General features: G+C 61.4%; 25 protein-coding genes and 1 pseudogene. 5 read left to right on the forward strand and 21 right to left on the reverse strand.

Annotated features, from left to right (window positions below; all coding sequences use genetic code 11):
- Window positions 1-542: 542 nt before the first annotated feature.
- Together fixJ and AC0L2L_RS26925 are read right to left on the reverse strand one after the other, a co-directional pair.
- A complete protein-coding gene (gene fixJ / locus AC0L2L_RS26920; RefSeq protein ID WP_473582952.1) occupies window positions 543-1,157 on the reverse strand; it encodes a response regulator FixJ in 615 nt (204 codons plus the stop codon).
- The gene (locus AC0L2L_RS26925; protein ID WP_473582955.1) at window positions 1,144-2,631 is read right to left on the reverse strand and encodes a PAS domain S-box protein; all 1,488 of its coding nucleotides are present in this window, start codon (window positions 2,629-2,631) and stop codon (window positions 1,144-1,146) included. The genes fixJ and AC0L2L_RS26925 overlap by 14 nt, the downstream gene beginning before the upstream one ends.
- Window positions 2,632-2,882: 251 nt before the next feature.
- Between AC0L2L_RS26925 and AC0L2L_RS26930 the strand changes: the two genes are divergently transcribed.
- A complete protein-coding gene (locus tag AC0L2L_RS26930; RefSeq protein ID WP_473582722.1) occupies window positions 2,883-3,038 on the forward strand; it encodes a hypothetical protein in 156 nt (51 codons plus the stop codon).
- Window positions 3,039-3,051: 13 nt separating this feature from the next.
- The gene (locus AC0L2L_RS26935) at window positions 3,052-3,312 is read left to right on the forward strand and encodes a DUF6455 family protein (RefSeq protein WP_473582724.1); all 261 of its coding nucleotides are present in this window, start codon (window positions 3,052-3,054) and stop codon (window positions 3,310-3,312) included.
- 138 nt (window positions 3,313-3,450) lie between these two features.
- Here the strand turns inward: AC0L2L_RS26935 and AC0L2L_RS26940 are convergent, their stop codons facing one another.
- From AC0L2L_RS26940 to ccoN, 9 genes are all read right to left on the reverse strand, one after another.
- The gene (locus AC0L2L_RS26940) at window positions 3,451-4,146 is read right to left on the reverse strand and encodes a CBS domain-containing protein (protein ID WP_473582726.1); all 696 of its coding nucleotides are present in this window, start codon (window positions 4,144-4,146) and stop codon (window positions 3,451-3,453) included.
- A 66-nt stretch (window positions 4,147-4,212) separates the two neighbouring features.
- Window positions 4,213-4,383, reverse strand: coding sequence for a cbb3-type cytochrome oxidase assembly protein CcoS (ccoS, locus tag AC0L2L_RS26945; RefSeq protein ID WP_027169481.1), 171 nt, complete (start codon window positions 4,381-4,383; stop codon window positions 4,213-4,215).
- Window positions 4,380-6,665, reverse strand: coding sequence for a cation-translocating P-type ATPase (locus AC0L2L_RS26950; protein WP_473582728.1), 2,286 nt, complete (start codon window positions 6,663-6,665; stop codon window positions 4,380-4,382). Before AC0L2L_RS26950 ends, ccoS begins: the two co-directional genes overlap by 4 nt.
- Window positions 6,662-7,177, reverse strand: coding sequence for a FixH family protein (locus AC0L2L_RS26955; protein ID WP_473582730.1), 516 nt, complete (start codon window positions 7,175-7,177; stop codon window positions 6,662-6,664). Before AC0L2L_RS26955 ends, AC0L2L_RS26950 begins: the two co-directional genes overlap by 4 nt.
- On the reverse strand, window positions 7,174-8,733 hold the full coding sequence (gene ccoG / locus AC0L2L_RS26960; protein ID WP_473582732.1) for a cytochrome c oxidase accessory protein CcoG: 1,560 nt from the start codon (window positions 8,731-8,733) through the stop codon (window positions 7,174-7,176). The genes AC0L2L_RS26955 and ccoG overlap by 4 nt, the downstream gene beginning before the upstream one ends.
- 171 nt (window positions 8,734-8,904) lie before the next feature.
- Window positions 8,905-9,768, reverse strand: coding sequence for a cytochrome-c oxidase, cbb3-type subunit III (gene ccoP, locus AC0L2L_RS26965; RefSeq protein ID WP_473582734.1), 864 nt, complete (start codon window positions 9,766-9,768; stop codon window positions 8,905-8,907).
- 2 nt (window positions 9,769-9,770) lie between these two features.
- Window positions 9,771-9,920, reverse strand: coding sequence for a CcoQ/FixQ family Cbb3-type cytochrome c oxidase assembly chaperone (locus AC0L2L_RS26970; RefSeq protein ID WP_027169476.1), 150 nt, complete (start codon window positions 9,918-9,920; stop codon window positions 9,771-9,773).
- An 11-nt stretch (window positions 9,921-9,931) separates the two neighbouring features.
- Window positions 9,932-10,663 (reverse strand): cytochrome-c oxidase, cbb3-type subunit II, encoded by a 732-nt coding sequence (gene ccoO / locus AC0L2L_RS26975; RefSeq protein WP_473582736.1) that lies wholly within the window; start codon window positions 10,661-10,663, stop codon window positions 9,932-9,934.
- A 10-nt stretch (window positions 10,664-10,673) separates the two neighbouring features.
- Window positions 10,674-12,284 (reverse strand): cytochrome-c oxidase, cbb3-type subunit I, encoded by a 1,611-nt coding sequence (gene ccoN, locus AC0L2L_RS26980; RefSeq protein ID WP_473582738.1) that lies wholly within the window; start codon window positions 12,282-12,284, stop codon window positions 10,674-10,676.
- A gap of 254 nt (window positions 12,285-12,538) precedes the next feature.
- Between ccoN and hemN the strand changes: the two genes are divergently transcribed.
- A complete protein-coding gene (gene hemN, locus AC0L2L_RS26985; RefSeq protein WP_473582740.1) occupies window positions 12,539-13,915 on the forward strand; it encodes an oxygen-independent coproporphyrinogen III oxidase in 1,377 nt (458 codons plus the stop codon).
- 20 nt (window positions 13,916-13,935) lie between these two features.
- On the opposite strand, the gene AC0L2L_RS26990 is transcribed toward hemN, so the two are convergent.
- The 4 genes and pseudogenes from AC0L2L_RS26990 to nirK form a co-directional block, all read right to left on the reverse strand.
- On the reverse strand, window positions 13,936-14,367 hold the full coding sequence (locus AC0L2L_RS26990) for an ion channel (RefSeq protein WP_473582742.1): 432 nt from the start codon (window positions 14,365-14,367) through the stop codon (window positions 13,936-13,938).
- 94 nt (window positions 14,368-14,461) lie between these two features.
- Entirely contained in the window at window positions 14,462-14,911 is a 450-nt protein-coding gene (locus AC0L2L_RS26995) for a group III truncated hemoglobin (protein WP_473582744.1), read from the reverse strand.
- Window positions 14,912-14,934: 23 nt separating this feature from the next.
- The gene (locus AC0L2L_RS27000) at window positions 14,935-15,807 is read right to left on the reverse strand and encodes an SUMF1/EgtB/PvdO family nonheme iron enzyme (protein WP_473582746.1); all 873 of its coding nucleotides are present in this window, start codon (window positions 15,805-15,807) and stop codon (window positions 14,935-14,937) included.
- A 69-nt stretch (window positions 15,808-15,876) separates the two neighbouring features.
- Window positions 15,877-16,979 (reverse strand): annotated as a pseudogene (gene nirK, locus AC0L2L_RS27005) (copper-containing nitrite reductase).
- Between the two features lie 47 nt (window positions 16,980-17,026).
- Between nirK and AC0L2L_RS27010 the strand changes: the two are divergent.
- Entirely contained in the window at window positions 17,027-17,230 is a 204-nt protein-coding gene (locus AC0L2L_RS27010; RefSeq protein WP_473582748.1) for a hypothetical protein, read from the forward strand.
- A gap of 7 nt (window positions 17,231-17,237) precedes the next feature.
- On the opposite strand, the gene AC0L2L_RS27015 is transcribed toward AC0L2L_RS27010, so the two are convergent.
- The gene (locus AC0L2L_RS27015) at window positions 17,238-17,684 is read right to left on the reverse strand and encodes a pseudoazurin (RefSeq protein WP_473582750.1); all 447 of its coding nucleotides are present in this window, start codon (window positions 17,682-17,684) and stop codon (window positions 17,238-17,240) included.
- A gap of 162 nt (window positions 17,685-17,846) precedes the next feature.
- Window positions 17,847-19,046, reverse strand: coding sequence for an NnrS family protein (locus tag AC0L2L_RS27020; RefSeq protein WP_473582752.1), 1,200 nt, complete (start codon window positions 19,044-19,046; stop codon window positions 17,847-17,849).
- A 204-nt stretch (window positions 19,047-19,250) separates the two neighbouring features.
- Between AC0L2L_RS27020 and AC0L2L_RS27025 the strand changes: the two genes are divergently transcribed.
- Window positions 19,251-19,955 (forward strand): Crp/Fnr family transcriptional regulator, encoded by a 705-nt coding sequence (locus tag AC0L2L_RS27025; protein ID WP_027169466.1) that lies wholly within the window; start codon window positions 19,251-19,253, stop codon window positions 19,953-19,955.
- On the opposite strand, the gene AC0L2L_RS27030 is transcribed toward AC0L2L_RS27025, so the two are convergent.
- The 4 genes from AC0L2L_RS27030 to AC0L2L_RS27045 all read right to left on the reverse strand — a co-directional run bounded on the left by AC0L2L_RS27030 (window position 19,952) and on the right by AC0L2L_RS27045 (window position 23,293).
- Window positions 19,952-20,164, reverse strand: a complete 213-nt coding sequence (locus AC0L2L_RS27030) for a DUF1858 domain-containing protein (protein WP_036259795.1) — start codon at window positions 20,162-20,164, stop codon at window positions 19,952-19,954. The genes AC0L2L_RS27025 and AC0L2L_RS27030 overlap by 4 nt on opposite strands.
- A 92-nt stretch (window positions 20,165-20,256) precedes the next feature.
- Window positions 20,257-20,595: a DUF779 domain-containing protein gene (locus AC0L2L_RS27035; protein ID WP_473582754.1), complete on the reverse strand. Its 339-nt coding sequence runs from the start codon at window positions 20,593-20,595 to the stop codon at window positions 20,257-20,259.
- Window positions 20,596-20,660: 65 nt separating this feature from the next.
- A complete protein-coding gene (gene adh / locus AC0L2L_RS27040; protein WP_473582756.1) occupies window positions 20,661-22,178 on the reverse strand; it encodes an aldehyde dehydrogenase in 1,518 nt (505 codons plus the stop codon).
- Window positions 22,179-22,324: 146 nt separating this feature from the next.
- Window positions 22,325-23,293: a helix-turn-helix domain-containing protein gene (locus AC0L2L_RS27045; protein ID WP_473582758.1), complete on the reverse strand. Its 969-nt coding sequence runs from the start codon at window positions 23,291-23,293 to the stop codon at window positions 22,325-22,327.
- Window positions 23,294-23,377 lie beyond the last annotated feature (84 nt).

Here is a 23,377-nt window from a genome sequence, read left to right on the forward strand (position 1 = left end):
ATCGGCGAAAACGCGGTAGCGCCGCTCGGCGTGGAGCTGGTCGATCGCATCCTCGAAGAACCGCTGGTAGTTCATGTGGAAATGTCCTGTGCAAGAGGCCGACCGCAGTCTGGGACGGTTCGGACTCAACCTACGGACTGAGGGCGGTCTTCGCTTTGAGCTATGTCAAATTATGAGGCACGCAGATGCTTCATTGTAAGCCGGCCTCTTCAACCCAAGCCGCCCAAAAAACTGATTCAAATCAAAGCGTGGAATTGCTATTCGGCCCACCCTGGCCGGATGTGGAATTCAATAGCAAGCGCTCCGTTTGGCCGCAGACTCGAACTAGCCGTTCTGGATGAGGAAGGCTTGCACCCGCTTGTATTTCCCTGCGAAAAAGGCCGGGAGGGCTGGCGGCATGCCGTTACCGGTGTCCGCATCGATATTCGGCCGACCCATTGGCGCGACTGGCATCTCCGAGAAGGCAGGGTGGCTTCACTTCGAAACGCGCCTTAGAGCGGCGGTTCGAGCGGAAAGCCTCTGCGCGTCTGTCTGGGATTGCTCTAATGTTGAGGGCCGGCGATCAGTGCCATGCGTACCAGATGCGAGAGGCTGCCGGCGCCCATCTTGCTCATGACATTGGCGCGATGAATCTCGACCGTGCGCGGGCTGATCCCCAGATCATAGGCAATTGTCTTGTTCGGTAACCCGGAAACAAGCCCTTCCAGCACCTGGCGCTCCCGTTCCGATAGCGTGGCGAGATTCTTTCTGATCTCCGTCGATTGTGGGTGCGCTGCGGCCGGCTGGCTTCGGTGGTCCAGGGCCGAGCGAATGGCATCGATAAGCACCTGATCGTCGAATGGCTTCTCGATGAAATCGGCGGCACCCTCTTTCATCGCCTGGACAGCCAGGGCGACGTCGGCGTGCCCCGTCATCACGATCACCGGCACGCTCAGGTCTCGGGCTTTCAGTTGCCGCAGGAACTCGATGCCGTCGATGCCGGGCATGCGGACGTCGCTGACGATGCAGCCGTCGAGTTCCTTTGGTTCCGTTGCCAGGAATGCGGTCGCCGATTCATAGAGGCGCACGGCAAAGTCGGCTGTCGCCAGAAGGAAACCCAGCGACTTGCGAACGTCGACATCGTCGTCGACCACATGAACGGTATCATTGGCCACCAGCGACTTCTTCCTTCTCCACGGCGCGCAAAGTGAATCGGAACGCTGTCCCGCCACCAGACATTGCTTCCGCCCAAATATGACCGCCATGCGACTCGACGATAGTGCGGCAAATGGACAGGCCGACACCCATTCCGTGTTTTTTGGTGGTGACGAAAGGTTGAAAGAGTTGGGCCGAAACCTCTGGCGCAAGCCCCGGGCCAGTGTCGATCACACCAACTTCAGCCATGCCATCTCGCCGTGCCACGGTAACGACATGCAATTCCCGCCTGGGTGCGCCCTGCATGGCCTCCACGGCGTTTCTCATCAGATTCAGCAATACCTGCTCGATCTGGATTCGATCGGTCAAAACGAACTCGGCGGCCGGGTCGAGATCGTAACTGACGCGCACGTCTGCTTCCCTGGCGCCGACCAAAGCAAGCGACGAGGCGTCCTCGATGAGCGTTGACAGACGTTCGACCTGACGCTCGCTTTCACCCCTGGCGACAAAATCCCTGAGGCGACGGATCACGTCGCCAGCGCGCAGGGCCTGTTCGGCAGCCTTCTCGACGGCATCCTGCAGCATGGCGGCATTCTCGTCCTTGCTTTTCTCCAGGAGACGACGGCTGCCCTTGAGGTAGTTCGTGATGGCCGTCAGTGGCTGGTTTATCTCATGCGCCAATGTCGAGGCCATTTCGCCAAGCGCGGTGAAGCGCGCCATGTGAAGCAGTTCCTGCTGCTGTTCCTGCATCCTGGCTTCCGTTTTGTGGCGTTCCGTCAGATCGCGGCAGAAGCCGGTGAAGAAGCGGCCCGTTCCCGGATGCATTTCGCCGACCGCGAGCTCCATCGGAAAGGTCGATCCGTCCTTGCGCATCCCCGTTACCGTACGCCCGAGTCCAATAATGCGGCGCTCTCCTGTCGTCAGGTAGCGCTGCATGTACGCGTCGTGCTCATCCCGGTATGGCGAGGGCATCAGCAACTTGACGTTTTGACCGATAACCTCGCCGGCCTTGTAGCCAAACAATGTTTCGGCCGCCGTGCTGAAGGATTGGATGTTGGCGCTTTCGTCGATGACAACCATCGCATCGGGCACGGTTGCCAGGATCGAACGCAGGTGATCCTCACGCAGCTGCAGCGCGGCGTTGGCGAACGACAGGTCGCTGACGTCGGTGCCCTGAACGAAGATAGCAGTGATCCGGCCGTCCCTGGCCCTGATGGGCTGGTAGACGAAGTCCAGGATACGCTCCTCAGCAAGCCCGGTCTCGGCATTGCGGAGGACTACCTTGACGCCGCGTCCGACATAAGGCTCTCCGGTTTCGCTGACACGATCGAGCAATTCGAAGAATCCTTGCCCCTCGAGCTCGGGCAAGGCCTCGCGAACCGACTTGCCGATAACCTGCCGCTGACCGATCAGGCGTTGGTAAGCCGCATTGGTCAGTTGAAAGATGTGGTCCGGTTCGCTGAGCAGGGTCATGAAACCCGGAGCCTGTTCGAACATCAGCGCAAGAAGCTCATGTTCCGGCAACTCGTCATGCCTCCCTTCACGATCCGACGGGGCTGCCGCCTCGGCGATGTCTAGGGAGGCTGGCTGCTGCTGCTTGCTCACATACTATCCTGCTTCTGAAACCTGGCGGTCGCTGGTTTAGCACCCGTGCCCGCATTCGCAAACATCTGCGTTTGACCGATATCAAGGCGCCGCGCCTCGCGAGGGAGCAAGCAGGACGTGACCCGTCGCCCTGAGGTGCCCGCATGTCCTACAAAACGATTGTCGCCAATCTGGCCGTTGATGCAAACCCTGCGCCGATCGTAAAGCTGGCAACGGAGCTGGCACAGCGGTTCGATGCTCACCTCGTTGATCGAGATCAACGTCGCCCGTTGCTCGGCATGGCAATGATTGCCGACTGAGGAGTGTGCCGACATGAATTTTCTCGAATATCTGATTGGAGTTGACGCTCGAACCGGCTTGATGGGACGCATGATGCAGAAGCTCGGCATCGAGAGGCAGCTGAAAGTCGTCGCGGATCACGTCGCTGTCACCAATCGTGCCGTGGACCGGTGCCGGTCCTGCGGCCATCAGGACGAATGCGCGGCCTGGCTTGACGAAACCGAACATGCGGATCACCCGCCGGCCTATTGCCGCAATGGCGACTTGATCGCTCGGTTGCAATCTATCCGTTGATTGAACACCACGGCCGCAGCCTGATCGGCTGCGGCGGTGAGCCGCCCAGGCAGCGGTTCTGGGAGAACGACAAGCATCAAAACAAAGATTAAAAGCGCGTCGCCTGAATCCGTTAAATCCGTTTCGGCGCGATGCCCTTCAAGAGACAAGCACCACCGACAACGGCCCGGCGCAGAAGAGTTTGTCCGTGACTTTCTTGACCCCGGCAACGTTCTCGGCGGCAACGACAGCGGCCTTTCGCTGACGCTCGTCGAAAATCGCGCCACTCAGCTCGACGTCTCCCTTATCGACGGTAACGCCGATAAGGTCGCCGCCGCTCCAGGACTGTCCCTGCAACTCGGCAATGATGTTCCTATGTATGACCTCGTCATCGGCAGTCGCGGCGCCTGATTTGGGCAGGATCGGGAGCAGGGCGCGCAACAAATCGGAGCGGGTTATGATCCCGACCATTCTGTCCTGATCGAGGATCGGCACATTCTTGATGTCGCGGTTCGCCATCAATTCGACGATCTCGGCTAGCGACGCGCCAGGCGGCGCCGAGATGACGTCCGTCGTCATCACGTCACCAACCCGGCGGCCGGTTGTGTGCACATATTCATCGGCGATCTTGCCGGGGCCGGTCAGAAATTCGAGCCAGCGAGGGCGGACACGCTGGGTGCCAAGTTCCTTGCGCCGGAGGAAGTCGCCTTCGCTGATGATGCCTGCCACGACACCATCGGATGTGACCGGCAGGCAACTGATCTTCCTGGTCAACATCAGGTCGGCAGCGTCGGCGATCGAGGCCGAAGCATCGATCGAGATCACCGGCGTCGTCATGATGTCCTGGGCTTGCATCGTTGCCTCCTGCTGCGCTTCGTCAGGCTTTCTGGAACGCCGGGAGCGCCGGCGCTTTGACCTGTATTAGTTTGATCGTGGGCCTTCATTGTCTCGCGCATCGGGCTCGATCAGTATCCGCTCGGCAGCGCCATCGAGATCTTCGTACTGGCCGCTGCGCAAGGCCCACAGGAAGCCGGACAAACCGAGCGCTCCCAGGAACAGGGCTACCGGAATGAGATAGACGAGCGTGGTCATGGATGGGCCGCTTCGATGACGTCGGTGCGGCGGTTGGCCGGAGTCGCTTCAGGTGCCGCTTTCGCTGTTGCCTGAAGCCGCAACGCGTTGGCGATCACGATCAGCGAGGAAGCGCTCATCGCGATCGCCGCGATGAGCGGCGTCACATATCCGAGGATGGCGATCGGCACGGCGAATGCGTTGTAGATGATCGCGATTGCGATGTTCTGGCGGATGAGCCGGCCAGCCCTGCGCGAGATATCCAGGGCGAGCGGCACCGCCAGCAGGCTCTCGCGCAGGAAGACGAAATCCGCGGCTTTGCGGCCGATATCGGCCGCGGTCGCAGGGGCCATCGAGACATGCGCGGCGCCAAGCGCCGGCGTGTCGTTGAGGCCATCGCCCACCATCAGCACCTTGTGACCGGCGCGGGCCAACGTCGCGATCCTCTCGACCTTTCCCGACGGCAGCAAGGCCGGCACGAAGTTCTCTATGTCCACAATTCCCGCCGCCTCGCCACAGGCCCTCGCGGTGTCGCCGGAGAGCATCTCGACCGAGATACCGGCGTCCTTCAATCCTTGCACTGCCGCCTTCGCATCGGCTCGCGTGGCGTCCTCGAAGGCGAAGCATGCGGCGATCCTGCCATTCTTCGCAAGAACCGTGCCGCCAAGGCCGCCGTATCGTCCTTCACCGCCCGTACGGGCCTTCCATCCGGCCCAGCCGCGCCGGCCAAGGCGCCAGCTATCGCCGCCAGCGAAGGCTTCGATGCCGAAGCCGGGCTCTTCCTGCACGCGGTCGAATTTGGTTCGGCTACGAGCGCTTCCATATGCAACCAGCGCCTTTGAAAATGGGTGCCGGGAATGAGCCGCCATGTCGGCCGCGATCGCCAGCATAGCCGGATCGATTGATGGCGCGTTGACGAGTCTGGGCTGCCCTAGGGTCAGCGTCCCGGTCTTGTCAAACACAGCCGCGTCGATCGCCGCGAGACGCTCCATGGCCGAACCGTCCTTGACCATGACGCCCGCCTCGAACAGGCGCCGGGCTGCCACGACCTGGACGATCGGGACGGCGAGGCCGAGCGCGCAGGGGCAGGTAATGATAAGCACGGCGATGGCGATTGTCATGGCCCGGTGCCAATCGCCGGACGCAATCATCCAGCCGAGGAATGTGACAAAGGCCGCCAGATGGACCACCGGCGCGTAGAGTGCCGATACCCGATCCGCAATCCGCCTGTAGCGCGAGCGGCCGCCCTCGGCGGCCTCCATCAGCCGGACCATTTCCGCCAGGAAGGAATCCTTCGCGGCGGCGGCGGCCTGCAATGTCAGAGGACCCGTCAGGTTCAGCGTGCCAGCCTGGACATGTGTGCCGGCACTCACGGTTTTGGGCGCGCTTTCGCCGGAGACGATTGAGCAATCCAAGTCGGAATTCCCGCTGATGATATCGCCATCGACCGGTACCCGTTCTCCTGCCGCGATGAGCAGACGCATTCCTGGCGCGAGTTCGGCGACGGGCACGTATTCGCGGGTTTCGTCGTCTCGCAGGACAATGGAACCCCGCACGGCAAGCCGCGACAGGCCATTGACCGCGGTTCGCGCCCGCTCACGCATGACGTGGTCCAGCGTGCGCCCGATCAGCAGGAAGAAAAGCAGCGATACCGAAGCATCGAAATAGGCGTGCTCGCCGTGGTTGATGGTCTCATAGAGGCTCATTGCGTAGGCGAGCGAAACACCTACCGCGATCGGCACGTCCATGTTCATCCGGCCATGGCGCAGCGCGTTCGCCGCGGAGCGGAAGTAGATACCGCCGGCAAAGGCGAGGGCTGGAATGGCGATCAGCGCGGACAGCCAATGAAACAGATCGCGTGTTGGCCCCTCCGCGCCGGACCAGACAGATACCGAGAGCAGCATGATGTTGCCGGCGGCAAAGCCCGCCACGGCGACAGCGCGGATCAGCTCCGAGAGCGTCCTGTCCTTCGCGTGATTTTCCGGATCGAACAGTTGCGCCTGATAGCCGAGCCGGCCGAGCACGGTAAAGAATGGCGGAACGCTGTCTCCGTGCCAGCGGATCGACACACGTTTCGTCGACAGGTTGACGCGAGCGGACTCAACGTTCTCAATCGAGCCGAGCGCAGCCTCGATCGTTTGAATGCACGCCCCGCAATGAACCGTCGGCACGGACAGGTCGGTCTGGTGGATGTCGCCGCCCAAAGAGCGGCTGGCCAGCTTGATCTCCTCGCTTGACGGCGATGCGGCCGCCGGGGCGGCGATTTCCAGCGCGATTTCAGCCCCCGGCGCGCAGCAACTCATTGCAAGGCTCCATGCGAGATCATGACGCGGCGAACGTCACGAAACGGCGACGCCAGTCCGGCGTCGGCGTCGATCTCCACGATCCAGACGCCGTCCTTCGGCGTGTGCAGGGCGGCAAACCCCTGTGTATCGCCCGGAGTGCCTGCAGGCACCGCGGCAAGCGTCAGGGCTTCATCTTCCGCTTCGTAGGCCGGGTGGCGGAACAGAATCTTGACGCCGTGCAACGGCACCGGCTTGCCTTTGCTGTCGGCAAGGCTATAGCGGACTTCGCCTGAAGCGACAGTCAGCTTGCCCGTCCAGCCTAGCGCCGCCTGCGCCCTTCCTTTCCGCGCTTCTTCGTTGAATTGCTGGCTCGCGACATAGGTGTTCTCGACAACGAGGCCGGTCCAGCTCGTCTGGGCGAGCGTGGCCATGGTGACGTTGACCCCGATCACCACAGCGAAGAAGCTGACGGTGACGATCAACATGTGCTTGCCGGTGAAGCCGTGTGGCTTTTGCGTGTCGCCGCTCATTTGTCTTTCTCCGGCGCGTTGAAACTGGCGGTGTATTCGGCGGATTCGGAACTTGCCTTGTCGTCGATGCGAAATTCGAAACTCTGCGCCGGTTTCTTGATTTGGTCCGCCGGTTGCCTGACGAAGATCTTGAGCGTCTTCAGCCGGTCGGGTTCGACCGGAACGGAGAACGAGCGACTTGCGGGCTGGTCGATGCCGACGATGCTCATCTCGCCGCCGTCGAGGCCCTGCAGCGCGACCTCGATCGTTCTCGGCTGGGGTATCATGTTGAGCAGCTTGACCGTATAGCCGTTCCGGATCGAGCCGTCCGACAGCGTCACGAACTGCGGATTGCGATCATGCAGGACATTCAGCTCCAGCCGCTCGCGCGTCAGCAGCGAATAGACGAGCACCAGGCCGATCGCCGACCATGCCCCGAGATAGATATAGGTGCGCAACCGGAAGATCTTGCCGAGATGGAAATGTGCCAAGCCGTCGGCGAAGCTGCCGCTCGCGGTTCTAACGAGCGTCGGATCGACCGGGCCGGTGCCGTCGGAAGTGGCCACTGCCATGTTGGCGTTGTAGTCGGCCAGCGTTGCATAGGAAATCAGCCCGCGCTCTCGGCCGAGCTTGTCCATGATGCTGTCGCAGGCGTCGATGCACAGCGCGCAGGTGATGCATTCCAACTGCTGGCCGTCGCGGATGTCGATGCCTATGGGGCAGACGGCGACACAGGCGTTGCAGTCGACGCAGTCGCCGACCGATTGCCCGGCGGCCGAAGCCTTTTTGGCATGCCTTGAACGCGGCTCGCCGCGCCAGTCGTTATACGTCACCGTAAGCGAATTTTCGTCGAGCATGGCGGCCTGGATGCGTGGCCATGGGCACATATAGGTGCAGACCTGCTCGCGCATCAGCCCGCCGAACACATAGGTGGTGCCGGTGAGCACGGCGATCGTGACGTAGGCGGCGGGCGCAGCCATGCCGGTGATGACTTCGGCGAGCAGCTTCGGCGCATCGGCGAAGTAGAAGATCCAGGCGCCGCCCGTGGCCGCTGCGATGACGAGCCAGACGGCGTGCTTGGACACGCGCAGGAAGAGCTTGCGAGCGGTCCACGGGGCGGCGTCGAGCTTGATGCGGGCATTGCGATCGCCTTCGATCGCCCGTTCCACGACAAGGAACAGGTCCACCCAGACGGTCTGGGGGCAGGTGTACCCGCACCAGGCTCGGCCGACCGTCGATGTGATCAGGAAGAGGCCGACGCCCGCCATCATGAGGAGGCCGGCGACGTAGTAGAACTCCTGCGGCCAGATCTCGATGAAGAAGAAGTAGAAACGGCGGTTCGCCAGGTCGATGAGAACGGCCTGGTCCGGAGCGAAGGGGCCCCGATCCCAGCGCAGCCAGGGGGTCAGGTAGTAGATGCCGAGCGTGATCGCCATCACCAGCCATTTGAACTGGCGGAAGCGGCCGGAGGCGCGCTTCGGAAAGATCTTCTTGCGCGCCGCATAAAGTGGCTGTCGCGTCCTTGCGGAATTGACCGCTTCGGCCTCGAGCCGTTCTACCTGCGACTGATCCAGCACGACGATCTCCAATCGCGGCGAAATGATGCCGCCCGTGTCCAGCAGTCTTGCAATCGTGCGCGCACGTCGCGTTGATGCAGGTCAAATTGAGTCATCAAAAGAGCAAGTCGAGGCCCGGCATGGCCGGGCCCCGTCGCTTGAACGGCCGAGGGCCGAGAATAGGCCCCGCTCCTATTCTCCGCCGCCAAGCGAATGGACATAGACAGCCAGTTCCTTGACCGTCGTCTCGCCAAGGCGGCCGACCCAGGCAGGCATCACCCCGTTCTTCGGGGCTCGCACCTGAGAAGCAATCGCGGCTTCGCCGGAACCGTGGAGCCAGATCGCATCTGTCAGATCGGGTGCTCCGAGTTCCCGGTTGCCCTTTGCGTTCTCGCCATGGCAGGCGGCACAATTGTCGGCGAAAACCTTGGCGCCGGGCTCGATCAGGGTTTTGTCCCGTACGGGCCCGGAAAGGCTGGCCACGAAAGCGCCGACCTGATCGATCTGCTCGGGCTTGAGCACGTCGACAAAGGCGGGCATCTCCGACTGACGGGTGTCGGCGTCCGCGGCGAAGCGGATGCCGTGTGTGATCGTCTGCTGGATCTGCTCCGTCTTGCCGCCCCAGAGCCAATCGTCGTCGTTGAGGTTCGGAAAACCTGTCGACCCTTGCGCGCCGGAGCCGTGGCACTGCACGCAGTTGACCTTGAATGCCGCGCCGCCGGCCGCGACGGCGAACTCGCGCAACGCGTCGTCCGTGGCAATTTCCGAAACAGTTTTAGACTGTATTGCCGCGACGTACTTGGCCTTGCCGATTTCAGCCGCAGCCATTTCGTTCTTGACGTCATTGCGGCTTGAAAAGCCCAGGACACCCTTGGTGGCGGAGCTTAGCATCGGCCAAGCGGGGTAGGCGATCGTGTAGGCCAGCGCCCAGGCGATGGTGACGTAGAAGGTGATCACCCACCAGCGCGGCAGGGGATTGTTGAGCTCCCTGATCCCGTCCCATTCATGGCCGGTCGTCGTCACGCCCGAGATTTCGTCGACATGCTCGCTGCTCATGATCAATCGTCCTTGAGTGGAATCTGTGCGGCTTGATCCGCCTGCGGTTTGCCGCCCGGACGGAGAGCGAAGGCAATGCAACCGACGAAGAACAGGGCCATGGCAAGCAGGCCCCAACTGTCCGCAAATTCCCGCATCAAATTGTAGTCCATCGTTGCCCTCCTCAGCGGTAGCCGGCGGCTTCGTCGTAGTTCTTGAAATCGACGAGCGTTCCGAGCATCTGCAGATAAGCGACCAGCGCATCCATCTCGGTGACCTGTTGCGGATTGCCGTCGAAGTCGCCGACTTTGGCCTTCGGATAGCGCTTTTCCAGGCCAGACGTGTCGGCATTGGGATCGGCCTGCGCCATCAGATCGACATTGGCATTGGCGACCATGTCATCGGAGTAGGGGACGCCGACACGCCGGTTGGCGACGAGATGCGTCGAGAAGTCCTTCACCTCGATCGGTGTATCCTTCAGGAAGGCATAGCTCGGCATAATGGATTCCGGCACGACGGAGCGCGGGTCGGTAAGATGCTGGACGTGCCAGCTGTTGGAGTACCGGTCGCCGACGCGCGCGAGATCGGGGCCCGTCCGCTTGGATCCCCACTGAAACGGGTGATCGTACATCGACTCGGCCGCCAGGCTGTAATGGCCGTAGCGTTCCACCTCGTCGCGGAACGGTCTGATCATCTGGCTGTGGCAGAGGTAGCATCCCTCTCGCACATAGATGTTGCGGCCGGCGAGCTCGAGCGGCGCGTAGGGCCGCATGCCCTCGACCCTCTCGATCGTGTTGTCGAGGTAGAAGAGCGGCGCGATCTCGACGATGCCGCCGAAGGTCACGACCAGCAGGGATCCGACGAGAAGGAGAGTGGCGTTCTTCTCGATGATCGCGTGTTTGTCCATCAAGCCCATGTGTGGCTCCTTATTCGGCAGGCTGAAGGGCAGGGGCGGAACCGGGCAAGGACTGTTCTTCGCGCTGGTAGCCACGAATGGTCATGGTGACGTTCCAGGCCATGATCAGCATGCCTGTGAGGTACATCGCGCCGCCCGCGGCGCGCATGACATAATAGGGATGCATGGCGGCGACGGTCTCGGCGAAGGAGTAGACGAGGAAGCCCTGCTCATCGTACTCGCGCCACATGAGCCCCTGCATGATGCCCGAGACCCACATCACTGCCGCGTAGACAACAATGCCGAGCGTCGCCAGCCAGAAGTGCCAGGTGACAAGCCGCAGCGAATAGAGCCGCTCGCGGTTCCAGAGCTTGGGCACCATGTGGTAGATCGCGCCGAAGGTGATCAGGCCGACCCAGCCGAGCGCACCCGAATGGACGTGGCCGATTGTCCAATCCGTGTAGTGCGAGAGCGAATTGACGGTCTTGATCGACATCATCGGACCTTCGAAGGTCGACATGCCGTAGAAGGCGATGGCCGCAACCATCATGCGGACAATTGGGTCCGTACGAATCTTGTCCCAGGCCCCGGAGAGGGTCATGAGGCCGTTGATCATGCCGCCCCAGGAAGGCATCCACAGCATGATCGAGAACACCATGCCCAGCGTTTGCGCCCAATCGGGCAGGGCGGTGTAATGAAGATGATGCGGACCAGCCCAGATATACAGGAAGATCAGCGCCCAGAAGTGGATGATCGAAAGGCGGTAGGAATAGACCGGCCGATTAACCTGCTTGGGCACGAAATAATACATCATGCCCAGGAAACCGGCGGTGAGGAAGAAGCCGACCGCGTTATGACCATACCACCACTGGGTAAGTGCGTCCTGAACGCCGGAGAAGGCCGAGTAGCTCTTCGATCCCAGGAACGATGCCGGCATCGACAGATTGTTGACGACGTGGAGCATCGCGATGGTGACGATGAAGGAGAGATAAAACCAGTTGGCGACGTAGATGTGCGGTTCCTTGCGCTTCAAGATGGTGCCAAGGAACAGGAGCAGATATGCGACCCACACAATCGTCAGCCAGATGTCGACATACCATTCCGGCTCGGCGTATTCGCGGCTTTCGGTGATGCCCAGCAGATAGCCGGTCGCGGCCATGACGATGAAAAGCTGATATCCCCAGAATACGAACCACGCGAGATTGCCGCCGAAGAGGCGCGCCCGGCAGGTGCGTTGGACGACGTAAAGCGAGGTGCAAATCAGCGCGTTGCCGCCGAAGGCAAAGACCACGCCAGAGGTGTGAACCGGCCGCAACCGACCGAAATTGAACCAAGGCTCGATGTTGAGGTGAGGGTATGCAAGCTGTAGCGCAATGATCACGCCGACCAACATGCCGACGACACCCCAGAACACCGTTGCGATGGCCCCGTAGCGGATCGGACCATCCAAGTAGGTGGAGGGATCGATCGGCGCCGCAGGCTTGTGATCCGTGCTGCGCAGCAGGATCGCAGTGAAGCCAGCCACGGCGAAGAACAAAACCCACATGTGCTGGCGAAAAGGTTCATCCACGCCGAAGCCCGCGGCCACAAGGGCGCCAAAAGCAAACAGGCTTAGAAGGACGATCTCCGTGCCAAATTTCATCGCAAGTCCCCGATCTCGTCACGAAAGTTCCGGCGGAAATGTCCGCTCGCGGCACCTTTTCGGGATTTTTCCATCCGCGGCCTTGATTCAGATCAAACGCGTGCTTGTTTGGGGGTCATCCGCGTCCGCCACGGGCTCGCGTACGGACCATTGTGACGCCCTGTGATGAACTAGGCCCGCAATTTGCGTGTTGCTTCGCGCCGCCTTGATCGAAATCAAGGTTTTGCCGTTGTCGTTCAGGCAGCATGACCGTCATGACCCCTCCCGCCACCACCCATCCCCCGCACCCAACGCCGACTGTGGGCCTTGGTGACAATGTACCGCGTTACACGAGCTATCCGACGGCGCCGCATTTCCATCCGGGCGTTGACGCGGTCACGGTTCGCGGGTGGATGGATGCGCTTGAAGGCGATGACGAGATATCGCTGTATCTGCATATCCCCTATTGCGACCGGCTGTGCTGGTTCTGCGCCTGCCATACGAAGCAGACGCGTCACTATGCGCCCGTGGCTACCTTCCTGCGCTCACTTCATAAGGAGATCGAAACGGTCGGCGGCCTTGTGAGCGGGCGGGGCAGGGTCCGCGCCGTCCATTTCGGTGGCGGTTCCCCGACGATGCTAAAGCCAGACGACATCCTCGTGCTCGGAAGAGCGTTGCGGGATCAATTCGACTTCCTCGACGATGCTAGCCTTAGCGTCGAGATCGACCCGAACGACATGGATGAGGGTCGGCTCGATGCCTTCGCTGCGATCGGCATGACAAGAGCGAGCCTCGGCGTCCAGGATTTCGATCCCAAGGTGCAGAAGGCGATCAATCGCGAACAGAGCTTCGCGCTGACCAAAAGCATTGTCGATGCAGTGCGCGCGCGGGGCGTCGCCTCCGTCAACCTGGATCTGCTCTGCGGTCTGCCACATCAGACCCGCGAGAGTGTCGCGGCGACGGTCGCCCAGGCGCTGACGCTGGCGCCGGACAGGCTTGCCTTGTTCGGCTACGCGCATGTTCCTTGGTTCAAGAAGCATCAGACGATGATCGATGAAGCCTGGCTGCCCGACTCCACCGCGCGCCTGGCGCAGTCGCAGCTTGCCGCGCGACTGATTGCCGACGCCGGCTACGAGGCATTGGGATTGGACCATTTCGCGACACCGGAGGACACGCTGGCGGTTGCCGCCCGTACGGGCAAGATCCGCCGTAATTTCCAGGGCTACACCGAGGACCAGTGCGAAACCCTGATCGGTCTCGGTCCCTCGTCGATCAGCCGGTATCGCCAGGGCCACGCACAAAACATCGTTGCGACGGGTGAGTACGAAAAGGCCGTGAATTCCGGACAATTGGCGATAGCGCGCGGCATCGAGTTCAGTCTCGATGATCTGGCGCGGGGCTGGGTCATCGAGCGTCTGATGTGCAACTTCACTTTCTCGGCGGTAGACCTTGTCGAACGTTTTGGAGCGATCGGCCGGACGCTGCTTTGCGAGGCGAGCCGGCTGGCCATCAGCGGCGCCGGCCAGCTTCTTCGGCTCGACGGCGAAAACTTCGTCGTGCCGCAGGAAAGCCGTCCTCTCGTCAGGACGGTGGCGGCGAAATTTGACAAATATCTTAGCAACGGAACCGGCAGGCACTCGTTGGCGGTTTGAGCGATGGCTCGGGCAGCGGATCAAAAATGCTCGCCCACCTTGAAGGGGCCGACACGGGTTCCGGCCGCGATCAGATAGGCGGTCGACCAGCCAATCAGGAGAAAGCCATTGATGCCCTCAAGGGCCGCCAGGATGCGCCAGCCATGGGCGGGCACCACATCTCCATAGCCGACCGTCGAAAAGGTGATGGTCGAGAAGTACAGCGCCGTCTCGAAGTCGCCCAGGATCCCGAGCAGCCGATAGATTCCGGCCCATAGCCAAACTTCCGTCGTCATGACAGCGAAAAGCCCCATAACCACGCTGATCATGGCCAGGACCCGGCTGCGCCGCCCGCGCATGCGAAACAGCGCCACGAGACGCGCCATCACGTGAGTGATCGCGATAAGGCCGAAAGTGTGGATCAGGACCGTCAGGCTGATGACGATCGTGCCGACGCAGAGATTGAGGACCATCCAGGGAAACTAGGGGCAGCGATCGGTCGCAGTCCTTGCGTAAGATCAAGCCGCGCGCCGGCGGCGTTTGGCAAGGCAGACCTGTTTGGCAAACCTACTCGCCGCGCGAGGTCGCGGCGGGACCAGGGCGAAAGAACATGGCGAGCTTCAGGCTCGCTGCTATCCGCTCCGCCCGCTCGACAAACACCGCCGCGGTTTCGGGTTCGAACAGCTCTGCCGCCGTTTCGCGAAAGAGGGCCAGCCAGATATCGAAATCGGCTTCGGTGACATCCTTGAGCTTCAGGTGAGCGGGCACCGGTCGGCCATTATACCCGCCGCTCTTCAAGATCACGGAGCACCAGAAGTCCGTCATCTTCTCCAGATGAGGCTCCCAATCGCCGACGATCTCGCTGGCGAAGATAGGCCCGAGCCGCCCATCTTCTCTCACCTTGGAATAGAATTTGCGCACCAGTTTTCCTATCGAGGACCGGTCGACGCCGGGGCGCGCCAAAGGCTGTTCGGCGGCAGGGCGAACCCTGTCAAGCAAGACCGGCTTCGAAGTCATCTGCATTCCCTATTGTCGGGCAATCAGGTGAGGCCCAGTTGGCGACGGGCGGCTTGCAGGAAGCCACCGGGATCATGGACAAGGCGGAAACCGAGATTGTCGGGCGGCGTGCCGACCGCGCAACCGCCGCTTTTGCCGTCGCGGATGAAGTTCGACATGTAAGCGCGGTGGAAACCCTCCACAACATGCACGCCGCAATTGCTGAGCGAGTTGGCGATGCCCGCGCCATCGCTGGACATCGTCGCATGGGCATAGCAGGTCGCTGTCCACTCCCAGACATTGCCGGCAAGGTCCGCAACGCCCTTTGTATTGGCTCCAAATGCCCCGAGAGGCCGCGGCTCAGGATCTGCTTTGCGATCGAGCGCTGCCTCATTGCGATAGAGCGCAAGCCATCGCTTGGCCGGATCGGCGGGATCGCCTTCACCTGCCTCGATGTCTGCCCGAAATCGTTCGGCCGCGGCATAGGCCCATTCCACGTCGGTCGGCAGCCGCCAAGTTTCACCTGTTTTTTCCGATAACCAATTCGCGTAAGCCTGCGCATCGAGAAAGCTGACGCCTGTCACCGGAACGTCGCCGACAATGCGCGAGTCGGCAGGTTTGCAGGACCCATCCGAAACGCAACGGTCATAATCCGATGCGGTTACCTGGAACTTCATGATTTCCAACGGGGTGTCGATGGTTTCCTTCGCCACGGGTGCGGGTACGGGATGGTTGTCCTTGAGGAATTCGCCAGGCTTCGGGTGTTCGAATGACCCGGCCGTCAGGGTGACCAGTTCTGCCGCCGCAAATGGAATCTCGGATCGTGACGACGCCCCGTCGATCGCATTGCTGACGCCGAGACCGATAAGGGCGGCGGCAGCGATTGTTCCGAATGTGAAGACAGGATCGAAGGACATGCTCAAGCTCCGCCTGCGGATGCGACCCGCCGGCGCTACCGGCGGATCGTACGGCGATCGGCCTTCGAGTTAGGAGGCAATCGCCTTGGGAGGTTCGACCTGCATCATCAGATCGTCGTCCCATTTTCCCTCGACCGTGAAGTGCGCGGTCGCGCCGAGTTCGACCGCCTCGATCAGATTGTGATTGACGTATGCATAGACTCCGGGCTGCAGGAAAGTGTAGAGCGCCGCGCCCGCCGAACCGCCACGAATGAACCAAGTTTCCATGTCCTTGGCGGGTGGGTTTGCGAACTTGCCCTGTTCCCAGACGAAGTCACCATGGCCACCGATCAGGTGCGGACGAGTGTCGCGATTGGCCTGAGAATGGACGATCAGCACCGTTTCGCCGACCTTGGCCTTCTGGCGTTCTCGCCGGTCAGCGATCCAGCCTTGCCGTTGAAGACGACATGCGTCGGGATCAGGCCACGCATCACCTTCACGGTATCGTCGTAGTTGTCGCCGGCCGAGTCGTACTTCTTGAATTTTCCCTGCTCGTCACGCGGGATGTAGAAGTCGTTTTCGCCGATATAGTAGATATGGTCGTAGCGGACGGGCTTGCCTTTTTCGTCCTTCAGGCCGTCGCGCGGCAGGACCATCACCGCTCCGCTCATTCCCGACACGACATGCCAGGGGATCATCGCTCCGCCGGGCGCGCAATGGTAGACGAATGTGCCGGACCGGGTCGCCTTGAAGCGCAATGTCACTTGCTCTCCCGGGTTGATCAGTGTCAGCGCACCGCCGCCGAGCCCGCCGGTCGCCGCATGGAAGTCGATATTGTGGGCGAGCGTGTTGGTGTCGGGATTGATCAGCGTGAGCTCGAGATAGTCGCCTTCGTGCACGACCATGAGCGGGCCGGGAATGGAGCCGTTATAAGTCATGGCGTTGAGCTGTGTGCCGTCGGCGTCGATGATCGTCGGCTTCTCCTCGATCTTCATGGTGAACTCGACAACCTTGGGGCCGCCCTTGGCCACCTGGTCGTGAGCATGCACGAAAGGCGGCGCGACAAGGGTCACCTTCTCGCGCGGCAGTCCGGCCACATCCTTCACGGCCGCCAACGCCGGCGCCGAGCCTATGGTGGCGACGGCGGCGGCGGTAAGAACAGAACCCAGCAAAGCTTCGCGTCTCGTAAGCATTTTCATCTCCTCGACTTCAACGGTTTCGATGAAGCCAGGATAGTGTCATGGCGCGGCGCGTCTTTGCGTTTGCGCAAATCAGCACCAAAATGGATTTTGACTTGGAGGGAGTTGCAAAGCATATCGTTGCAATGACCCTGGTCCACAGCGGCGTGGCAAACGGCAAAATGAAATTGGCCGGGTCAGACCTCTCCCCAGGTCCGCCCGGCCAGTGCTTCCGGCTCGCCATCGCCGGAGGCAGTCTCATATGAGGTCTGATCAGTTCGAAGCGGCTTTGGTCGCTTCGGCGAACAGCTCGGCAAAGACCGGCTTGGCCTTGCCGATCTGCTTGACGGCTTCCGCCGCGTCCAGGTTGACCGGCTTGCCGACGACGATCAGTGCCACCATGCCCATGCCATAGTGGGGGGCGCACTTCACGCCATAGACGCCTTCTTTGGTGAGGGTGACCGTGATCTCCTCGCTCGCCTTGCCCTTGAAGGGCTCGGCGCCGTCCGGAATCATTCCCTTGATGATCTCGGCATTGTGGGTCTTGTCGGTCGGCACGAACTTGACGGTGTCGCCGGGCGCCGCCCGGACGAAATCTGGCTGGAAGACCATCGAACCCTTGTCACCCTTGTTCAGCATCTGGACGACATGTTCTTCGGCATTTGCGGCACCGGTGATTGAGAGCAACACGATCGCCGCGGCAATGAGGGGCAGTTTCATTGGAGAGTTCCTTTCTTTGTTTCACCACGGCATCAACCGTTGCGCCCTTGTAGACCGTCGGACGACCTGGCGATTTGCGCTGGCGCAAATTGTTTCGACGAGAATGATTGGCGCGGAAGCGGTAAGAAACTGGGCGTTGGCGGAACGTCGCCCGCCAATCTTTCATGGGGCGCTATTGCTGCGCGCTTGCCGGCGTGGTCGCATGAGCATTCCGCCAAAGAGCACGGCGTAGCCGGCGAAGGCGGCAACCCAGAGCGCCGCCGAGATATGCAAGAGAATTGCTGCGGAGGGAGCCATCGCGGCCGCTACGCGCAGAATCGCGGCAATGACGATCGCAGCGAAAATTGCACGTGTTCCGACGCTTGCCGTCAGTTCGCGGCCTGTATGGCCGAGTGAGGCACGGGTCATGACGGCAAGCGTCATGCACGCCACCGCTCCTACAGCCAACGCATGAATGCCGGCGACCGCAGGGACTGTTCCCGGCGCGAACACGGCCAGTCCAGCAAGCGCTAGGCCCAGAGGCACAAAGGCGAACGCGATGTGCAGGATCAGAACCAAAGGGTCGGCCGGCGTCCGGTCGCCCGCCCAGCGGGCAAGCCGAACTGCGTTGAAGACCGCTCCGGTGGTCAGCAATGCTCCGGTTGCAATGCTGTCGGGAAAGAAGGTCCACGCGGCGAGGCCGACTGCAGACAGTGCGATCGTTCCGATATCGAACTTGCCAAATGAAGCCGGGAGGCGGCCGGGCTTTTCTCGAACCAGCCAGTTACGGGTGAAGCTCGGAATTATCCGCCCACCGACAATCATGATGAGGACGACAACCGCTCCAAGACCGAGACGTCGGCTGATGTCGGAGATACCCTGATAGTGCGCCTCCAGATGAAACATGACGTTTGCCGCAAAAAGGATCGTGACGGGCAGCAGCACCTTGATGTTTCGCCAGTTTCGGCCAGCAATGATTTCCGTTGCGGCGGCAGCCACCACCGCGAAAAGAAAGGAGCAGTCAATGACGGCGCTCAGCAGCCATCCCGTTTCCGCAGAAAGGAACACGGCCGCCCGACCAGCGACCCATAGCAGCACCAGCACCAGCAGGCGAAGATCCTGAACGGGAAGCCGTCCGGTCCAATTCGGAATTGCAGTCAGCAGGAAGCCGGTCACGACCGCCGGCAGGTAGCCGAAAAGCAATTCATGAATATGCCAGTCCACGGGCAGGAAGGCGCTGAAGGTTTCGAGCTTACCGTAATAGAGGGGCAGCCACAAAACGATTGCAGCAGCGGCTTGCAGGGAGCCTAGCAGAAAGAAGGGCCGGAACCCGTAGGAGAGAATTGCCGGATAGACGCTCGGCCGCGTCCGTGGAATTGCCATGACATGCCTCATTGAAAACCAGGCAAGGCGCCTGCTGGACGCTTCTATCCCAGTCTCGAAGGATGAAATTTGCCACAGCGCAAACAAGCGAGTGACTGGTAGGCGGCAGCCAAGGGAGGCCTCACTTGTCGAGGGGCGGCCGTCCGTGACACAGTCGGGCAGGGGCCTGAGCGCGTTGCACGGTTGAAGTTGGGAGGTAGGCAGTTGGCAAGCCTTGATCGATCATTGATTGCCGGACTGTCCATCTTCGAGGGGATCGGTTCCGGGGACCTCGATCGCATAGTCGGACAGGCAAGGTCCATTCGAATTGCCAAGGATCAGCCGGTGTTCGAGCAGGAGCAGGAAGCTCACTCCTTTTTCCTGCTGCTCGACGGCCATGTGCGCGTGATAAAATCGACCCCGGATGGGCATGAGGTAACAGTGCGATACATCAGCCCGGGCGAACTGATGGGGATCGCCAGCGCGCTGGGCCGGACGACCTATCCGGCAAATGCCATCGCGGCCGTCGATTGCGTAGTGCTTGCCTGGCCAAGCCAGCTTTGGGCCACACTCGCGACGAATTTTCCAAGCCTCAGCGCCAATACCTACAAGGCCGTGGGTACCAGGCTGCAGGACGCCCACACGCGCGTCATCGAGATGTCCACCGAGCAGGTGGAACAGCGGGTTGCGCATGCGTTGCTGAAGCTGATCAAGCAGTCGGGGAAAAAGACCGAGGATGGGATTCTGATCGATTTCCCGATTTCACGCCAGGACGTTGCGGAAATGACGGGCACCACGCTTCATACGGTCAGCCGGCTGCTCTCCGCCTGGGAGGACCAGGGGCTCGTCAAGAGCGGACGGCAGAGGGTGGTCGTGGTCGAGCCGCATCGTCTCCTCGTCATCGCTGAAGGTCGCGCGGCAAAGAGCTAATCCACGTCATTTTCGATGGCCGCCTCCAGATCGTGGCGAAGCTGATCCTCGTCCAGATCATGCTCGCGTGCCGCGTCGGAAACGGTGTGAAAGGAAGCGATCGGGCAGCCGACGCACAGCATGCCGTGCTGAAGAACGACGCGGATCGCTGCCGGCGTCTCGCGCATGATGCCATCCATCGTCGCGTCGTCGTTCAGTTTGCGTTTCATGCCGGTTCTCCGCTTGGAGGCGGGCATGTTGCATCCAATTCCCACGAAGCTCGTTGCGCTGAGACAAAGAGGAAGCAGGTCGATACTGCTGTTCACGTTTGGACGGCGCAGACCGTCGACCGTGTCAGGAACCGCTTCTCCCTCCCATTGTCGAGCGAAAACATACCGCCACGGCCTGGCACCACGTCGATAATGAGATCGGTATGCTTCCAGGCCTCGAATTGCGATGCGCCAATGTAGAAGGGCGCTTCGGCGATATGGCCGAGCAGCACATCCTGGTCGCTCACGATAAAGCCGGTGCGCGGATAGCACATGGGCGAGGAGCCGTCGCAGCAACCGCCGGATTGGTGGAACAGCACCGGACCATGTTCGGCAACAATCTCGGCGAGCAGTGCAAGGGCCGACGGCGTTGCAGTGACCTTCGCTTGCATCGGCTCCTCCTTTCTGCTCGTAGGCGCGGCTCCTGCGGAACCGCGCCTGTGAGCCAACGAGGCAATCAGAAGAAGCCAAGCTTCTTGGGGCTATAACTGACCAGCATGTTCTTGGTCTGCTGGTAATGATCGAGCATCATCTTGTGCGTCTCGCGACCGATGCCCGACTGCTTGTAGCCGCCGAAGGCGGCATGCGCCGGATAGGCGTGGTAGCAGTTGGTCCAGACGCGGCCGGCCTGGATGGCGCGGCCGAAGCGGTAGCAGCGGTTCGCATCGCGGCTCCAGACACCGGCGCCAAGGCCGTAGAGGGTATCGTTGGCGATCGAGAGCGCCTCGTCGTCGTCCTTGAAGGTCGTCACCGACACCACCGGGCCAAAAATCTCCTCCTGGAAGATGCGCATCTTATTGTGGCCCTTGAACACGGTCGGCTTGACGTAGTAGCCGCCGGCAAGGTCGCCCGGCAGATGGTTCTGCGCGCCGCCAGTCAGCACCTCGGCTCCTTCCTGGCGGCCGATGTCGATATAGGACAGGATCTTTTCCATCTGCTCCGACGAGGCCTGAGCACCGATCATCGTCGCCGGATCGAGCGGATCACCCTGCACGATCGCCTCGACGCGCTTGAGGGCGCGTTCCATGAACCTGTCATAGATCGATTCATGGATGAGCGCGCGGCTAGGGCAGGTGCAGACCTCGCCCTGGTTCAGCGCGAACATGACGAAGCCTTCGATCGCCTTATCGAAGAAATCATCGTCCTCGGCGACGACATCCTTGAAGAAGATGTTGGGCGACTTTCCGCCCAGTTCCAGCGTAACGGGTATCAGGTTGTGGCTGGCATATTGCATGATTAGCCGGCCCGTCGTGGTCTCGCCGGTAAAGGCAATCTTGGCGATGCGCGGCGACGATGCGAGCGGCTTGCCGGCCTCAAGGCCAAAGCCGTTGACGATGTTGAGCACGCCTGGCGGCAGCAGATCGCCGATAAGATCGGCCCAGAGCAGAATGGCGGCCGGCGTCTGCTCGGCAGGCTTAAGCACCACGCAGTTTCCGGCCGCGAGCGCGGGAGCAAGTTTCCAGCAGGCCATCAGTAGGGGGAAGTTCCAGGGGATGATCTGGCCGACCACGCCGAGCGGCTCATGGAAGTGATAGGCGACGGTATCGTCGTCGATCTGGGAAAGGCTGCCTTCCTGGCCACGCACGGCACCGGCGAAATAGCGGAAATGGTCGATGGCCAAAGGCAGGTCGGCCGCGGTCGTTTCGCGGATCGGCTTGCCATTATCCCAGGTTTCGGCGCATGCGAGCAGATCGAGGTTTTCTTCCATGCGGTCGGCGATGCGGTTGAGGATGAGCGAGCGCTCAGCCACGCTGGTGCGCGCCCAAGCGTCTTTGGCGGCATGCGCTGCATCCAAGGCTGCGTCGATGTCCTGGGCATCCGAACGAGCGACCTCGCACAAAAGTTGGCCGTTCACCGGCGAGTAGTTCTCGAAGTAGCGGCCGGACCGCGGCTCGGCCCATTTGCCGCCAATGAAATTGCCGTAACGCTTATCGAAGGGTGCCTTGACGGATCGTGAGAATTCAACCTTGTTCATGTGTCTTCCTCCCGAAGCTGACGTCGCGGGATGCGACGTTTCGGAAGGGAGACTCGCGATTTTCGCCGCTGTTGTCACCGCAGCGAACACGGTGCCTGGTCGGAATGTGTCGCAGAATTGCGACACTCACGCGGGGACACGAATGGTCAGTGAGCCCGGTGAACGTCCAGGCGGTTCAGCTTACGATGAAGCGTCGCGCGGCTGATGCCCAGCGCCTGAGCCGCGGCCGAGACATTTCCGTCTGCCCGCGCCAGCGCCCGCTGCAGGACACCGCGCTCCGCCTCTGCGAGGACTTCAGGACGGTTCTCCGCCCAGCCGAGCAGATCGCGCGCAGGCATCGGCTTGTCGAGACATTGTTGCGTAAGTCCAAGCGCCAGGCGAGCCGAACGGGTGGCGCCCACCACGAGGTCGTCGGCGTCGACGGCGATCAGCGCGCCGGAACCTTTGTCGGCGACCGGCGCCAGCAGAATTCGCGCCCTGGGGAACGCAATCTTGAAATTTTCCGCTTCGATCCGGCGCGCCGCGTCGATTACGGCCACCGAAATGAGATTGGCGAAGGCTTCCGTGAGATCTGCTCGACAGGAAGACACATCAAGCGCAGCCGCAAGATGGCCCTGGTGATCGTAAATCGGTGCGGTGGTACAGCTCAAATCTGTGTTGCGTGTGTGGAAATGCTGATCGCGATGGATCGTCAGAGCGCGCTGTTCGACCAGACAGGTGCCGATCCCGTTGGTACCCTGGCTTTCTTCATTCCAGACGGAGCCCGTCCACAGTCCCCAGGAGTGAAACGTCTCATCATCCACAGGCGCACCGCGTCGCTCGACCGGCACGCCGTCACGATCGGCGAGCAGGACACAGCACCCGACGCCGCCCACCGCAAGATACAGCCGGTCGAGACTCGATTGGGCAGCCCGAACGAGCGGTTCGATGCATTGCCGGGCCTGCTCCAGCTCGAACTCCGTCAGGTACCGTGCCGGGCTGCGATCGGCCGGATCGAGCCGGTGCAAATTGCAAGATCGCCGCCAGGAGGCAACGAGCGCGGACTTTGCCGCCGCATCCGAAGCAATCGCGGCCTGAATGCGGTCGGCATGATGGCCGGACAAATTCTCGCCCATGCTTATCCTCCCAACCCAGTCTGCCTTACGGTTTCTGAAGCGGCCCGCTCCAGGGTCGTGTTGTTCCTGCGCCAGTTTCTGCTT

This window comes from Mesorhizobium sp. WSM4832, assembly GCF_055811115.1.

Coding starts and splice junctions, on each gene's coding strand:
- AC0L2L_RS26925 (WP_473582955.1), bottom strand. CDS start 2,631: ATGTTCGAACAGGCTCCGGGTTTCATGACCCTGCTCAGCGAACCGGAC.
- AC0L2L_RS26930 (WP_473582722.1), top strand. CDS start 2,883: ATGTCCTACAAAACGATTGTCGCCAATCTGGCCGTTGATGCAAACCCT.
- AC0L2L_RS26935 (WP_473582724.1), top strand. CDS start 3,052: ATGAATTTTCTCGAATATCTGATTGGAGTTGACGCTCGAACCGGCTTG.
- AC0L2L_RS26940 (WP_473582726.1), bottom strand. CDS start 4,146: ATGCAAGCCCAGGACATCATGACGACGCCGGTGATCTCGATCGATGCT.
- ccoS (WP_027169481.1), bottom strand. CDS start 4,383: ATGACCACGCTCGTCTATCTCATTCCGGTAGCCCTGTTCCTGGGAGCG.
- AC0L2L_RS26950 (WP_473582728.1), bottom strand. CDS start 6,665: ATGAGTTGCTGCGCGCCGGGGGCTGAAATCGCGCTGGAAATCGCCGCC.
- AC0L2L_RS26955 (WP_473582730.1), bottom strand. CDS start 7,177: ATGAGCGGCGACACGCAAAAGCCACACGGCTTCACCGGCAAGCACATG.
- ccoP (WP_473582734.1), bottom strand. CDS start 9,768: ATGAGCAGCGAGCATGTCGACGAAATCTCGGGCGTGACGACGACCGGC.
- AC0L2L_RS26970 (WP_027169476.1), bottom strand. CDS start 9,920: ATGGACTACAATTTGATGCGGGAATTTGCGGACAGTTGGGGCCTGCTT.
- ccoO (WP_473582736.1), bottom strand. CDS start 10,663: ATGGGCTTGATGGACAAACACGCGATCATCGAGAAGAACGCCACTCTC.
- ccoN (WP_473582738.1), bottom strand. CDS start 12,284: ATGAAATTTGGCACGGAGATCGTCCTTCTAAGCCTGTTTGCTTTTGGC.
- hemN (WP_473582740.1), top strand. CDS start 12,539: ATGACCCCTCCCGCCACCACCCATCCCCCGCACCCAACGCCGACTGTG.
- AC0L2L_RS26990 (WP_473582742.1), bottom strand. CDS start 14,367: ATGGTCCTCAATCTCTGCGTCGGCACGATCGTCATCAGCCTGACGGTC.
- AC0L2L_RS26995 (WP_473582744.1), bottom strand. CDS start 14,911: ATGACTTCGAAGCCGGTCTTGCTTGACAGGGTTCGCCCTGCCGCCGAA.
- AC0L2L_RS27000 (WP_473582746.1), bottom strand. CDS start 15,807: ATGTCCTTCGATCCTGTCTTCACATTCGGAACAATCGCTGCCGCCGCC.
- AC0L2L_RS27010 (WP_473582748.1), top strand. CDS start 17,027: ATGGCGCGGCGCGTCTTTGCGTTTGCGCAAATCAGCACCAAAATGGAT.
- AC0L2L_RS27015 (WP_473582750.1), bottom strand. CDS start 17,684: ATGAAACTGCCCCTCATTGCCGCGGCGATCGTGTTGCTCTCAATCACC.
- AC0L2L_RS27020 (WP_473582752.1), bottom strand. CDS start 19,046: ATGGCAATTCCACGGACGCGGCCGAGCGTCTATCCGGCAATTCTCTCC.
- AC0L2L_RS27030 (WP_036259795.1), bottom strand. CDS start 20,164: ATGAAACGCAAACTGAACGACGACGCGACGATGGATGGCATCATGCGC.
- AC0L2L_RS27035 (WP_473582754.1), bottom strand. CDS start 20,595: ATGCAAGCGAAGGTCACTGCAACGCCGTCGGCCCTTGCACTGCTCGCC.
- adh (WP_473582756.1), bottom strand. CDS start 22,178: ATGAACAAGGTTGAATTCTCACGATCCGTCAAGGCACCCTTCGATAAG.
- AC0L2L_RS27045 (WP_473582758.1), bottom strand. CDS start 23,293: ATGGGCGAGAATTTGTCCGGCCATCATGCCGACCGCATTCAGGCCGCG.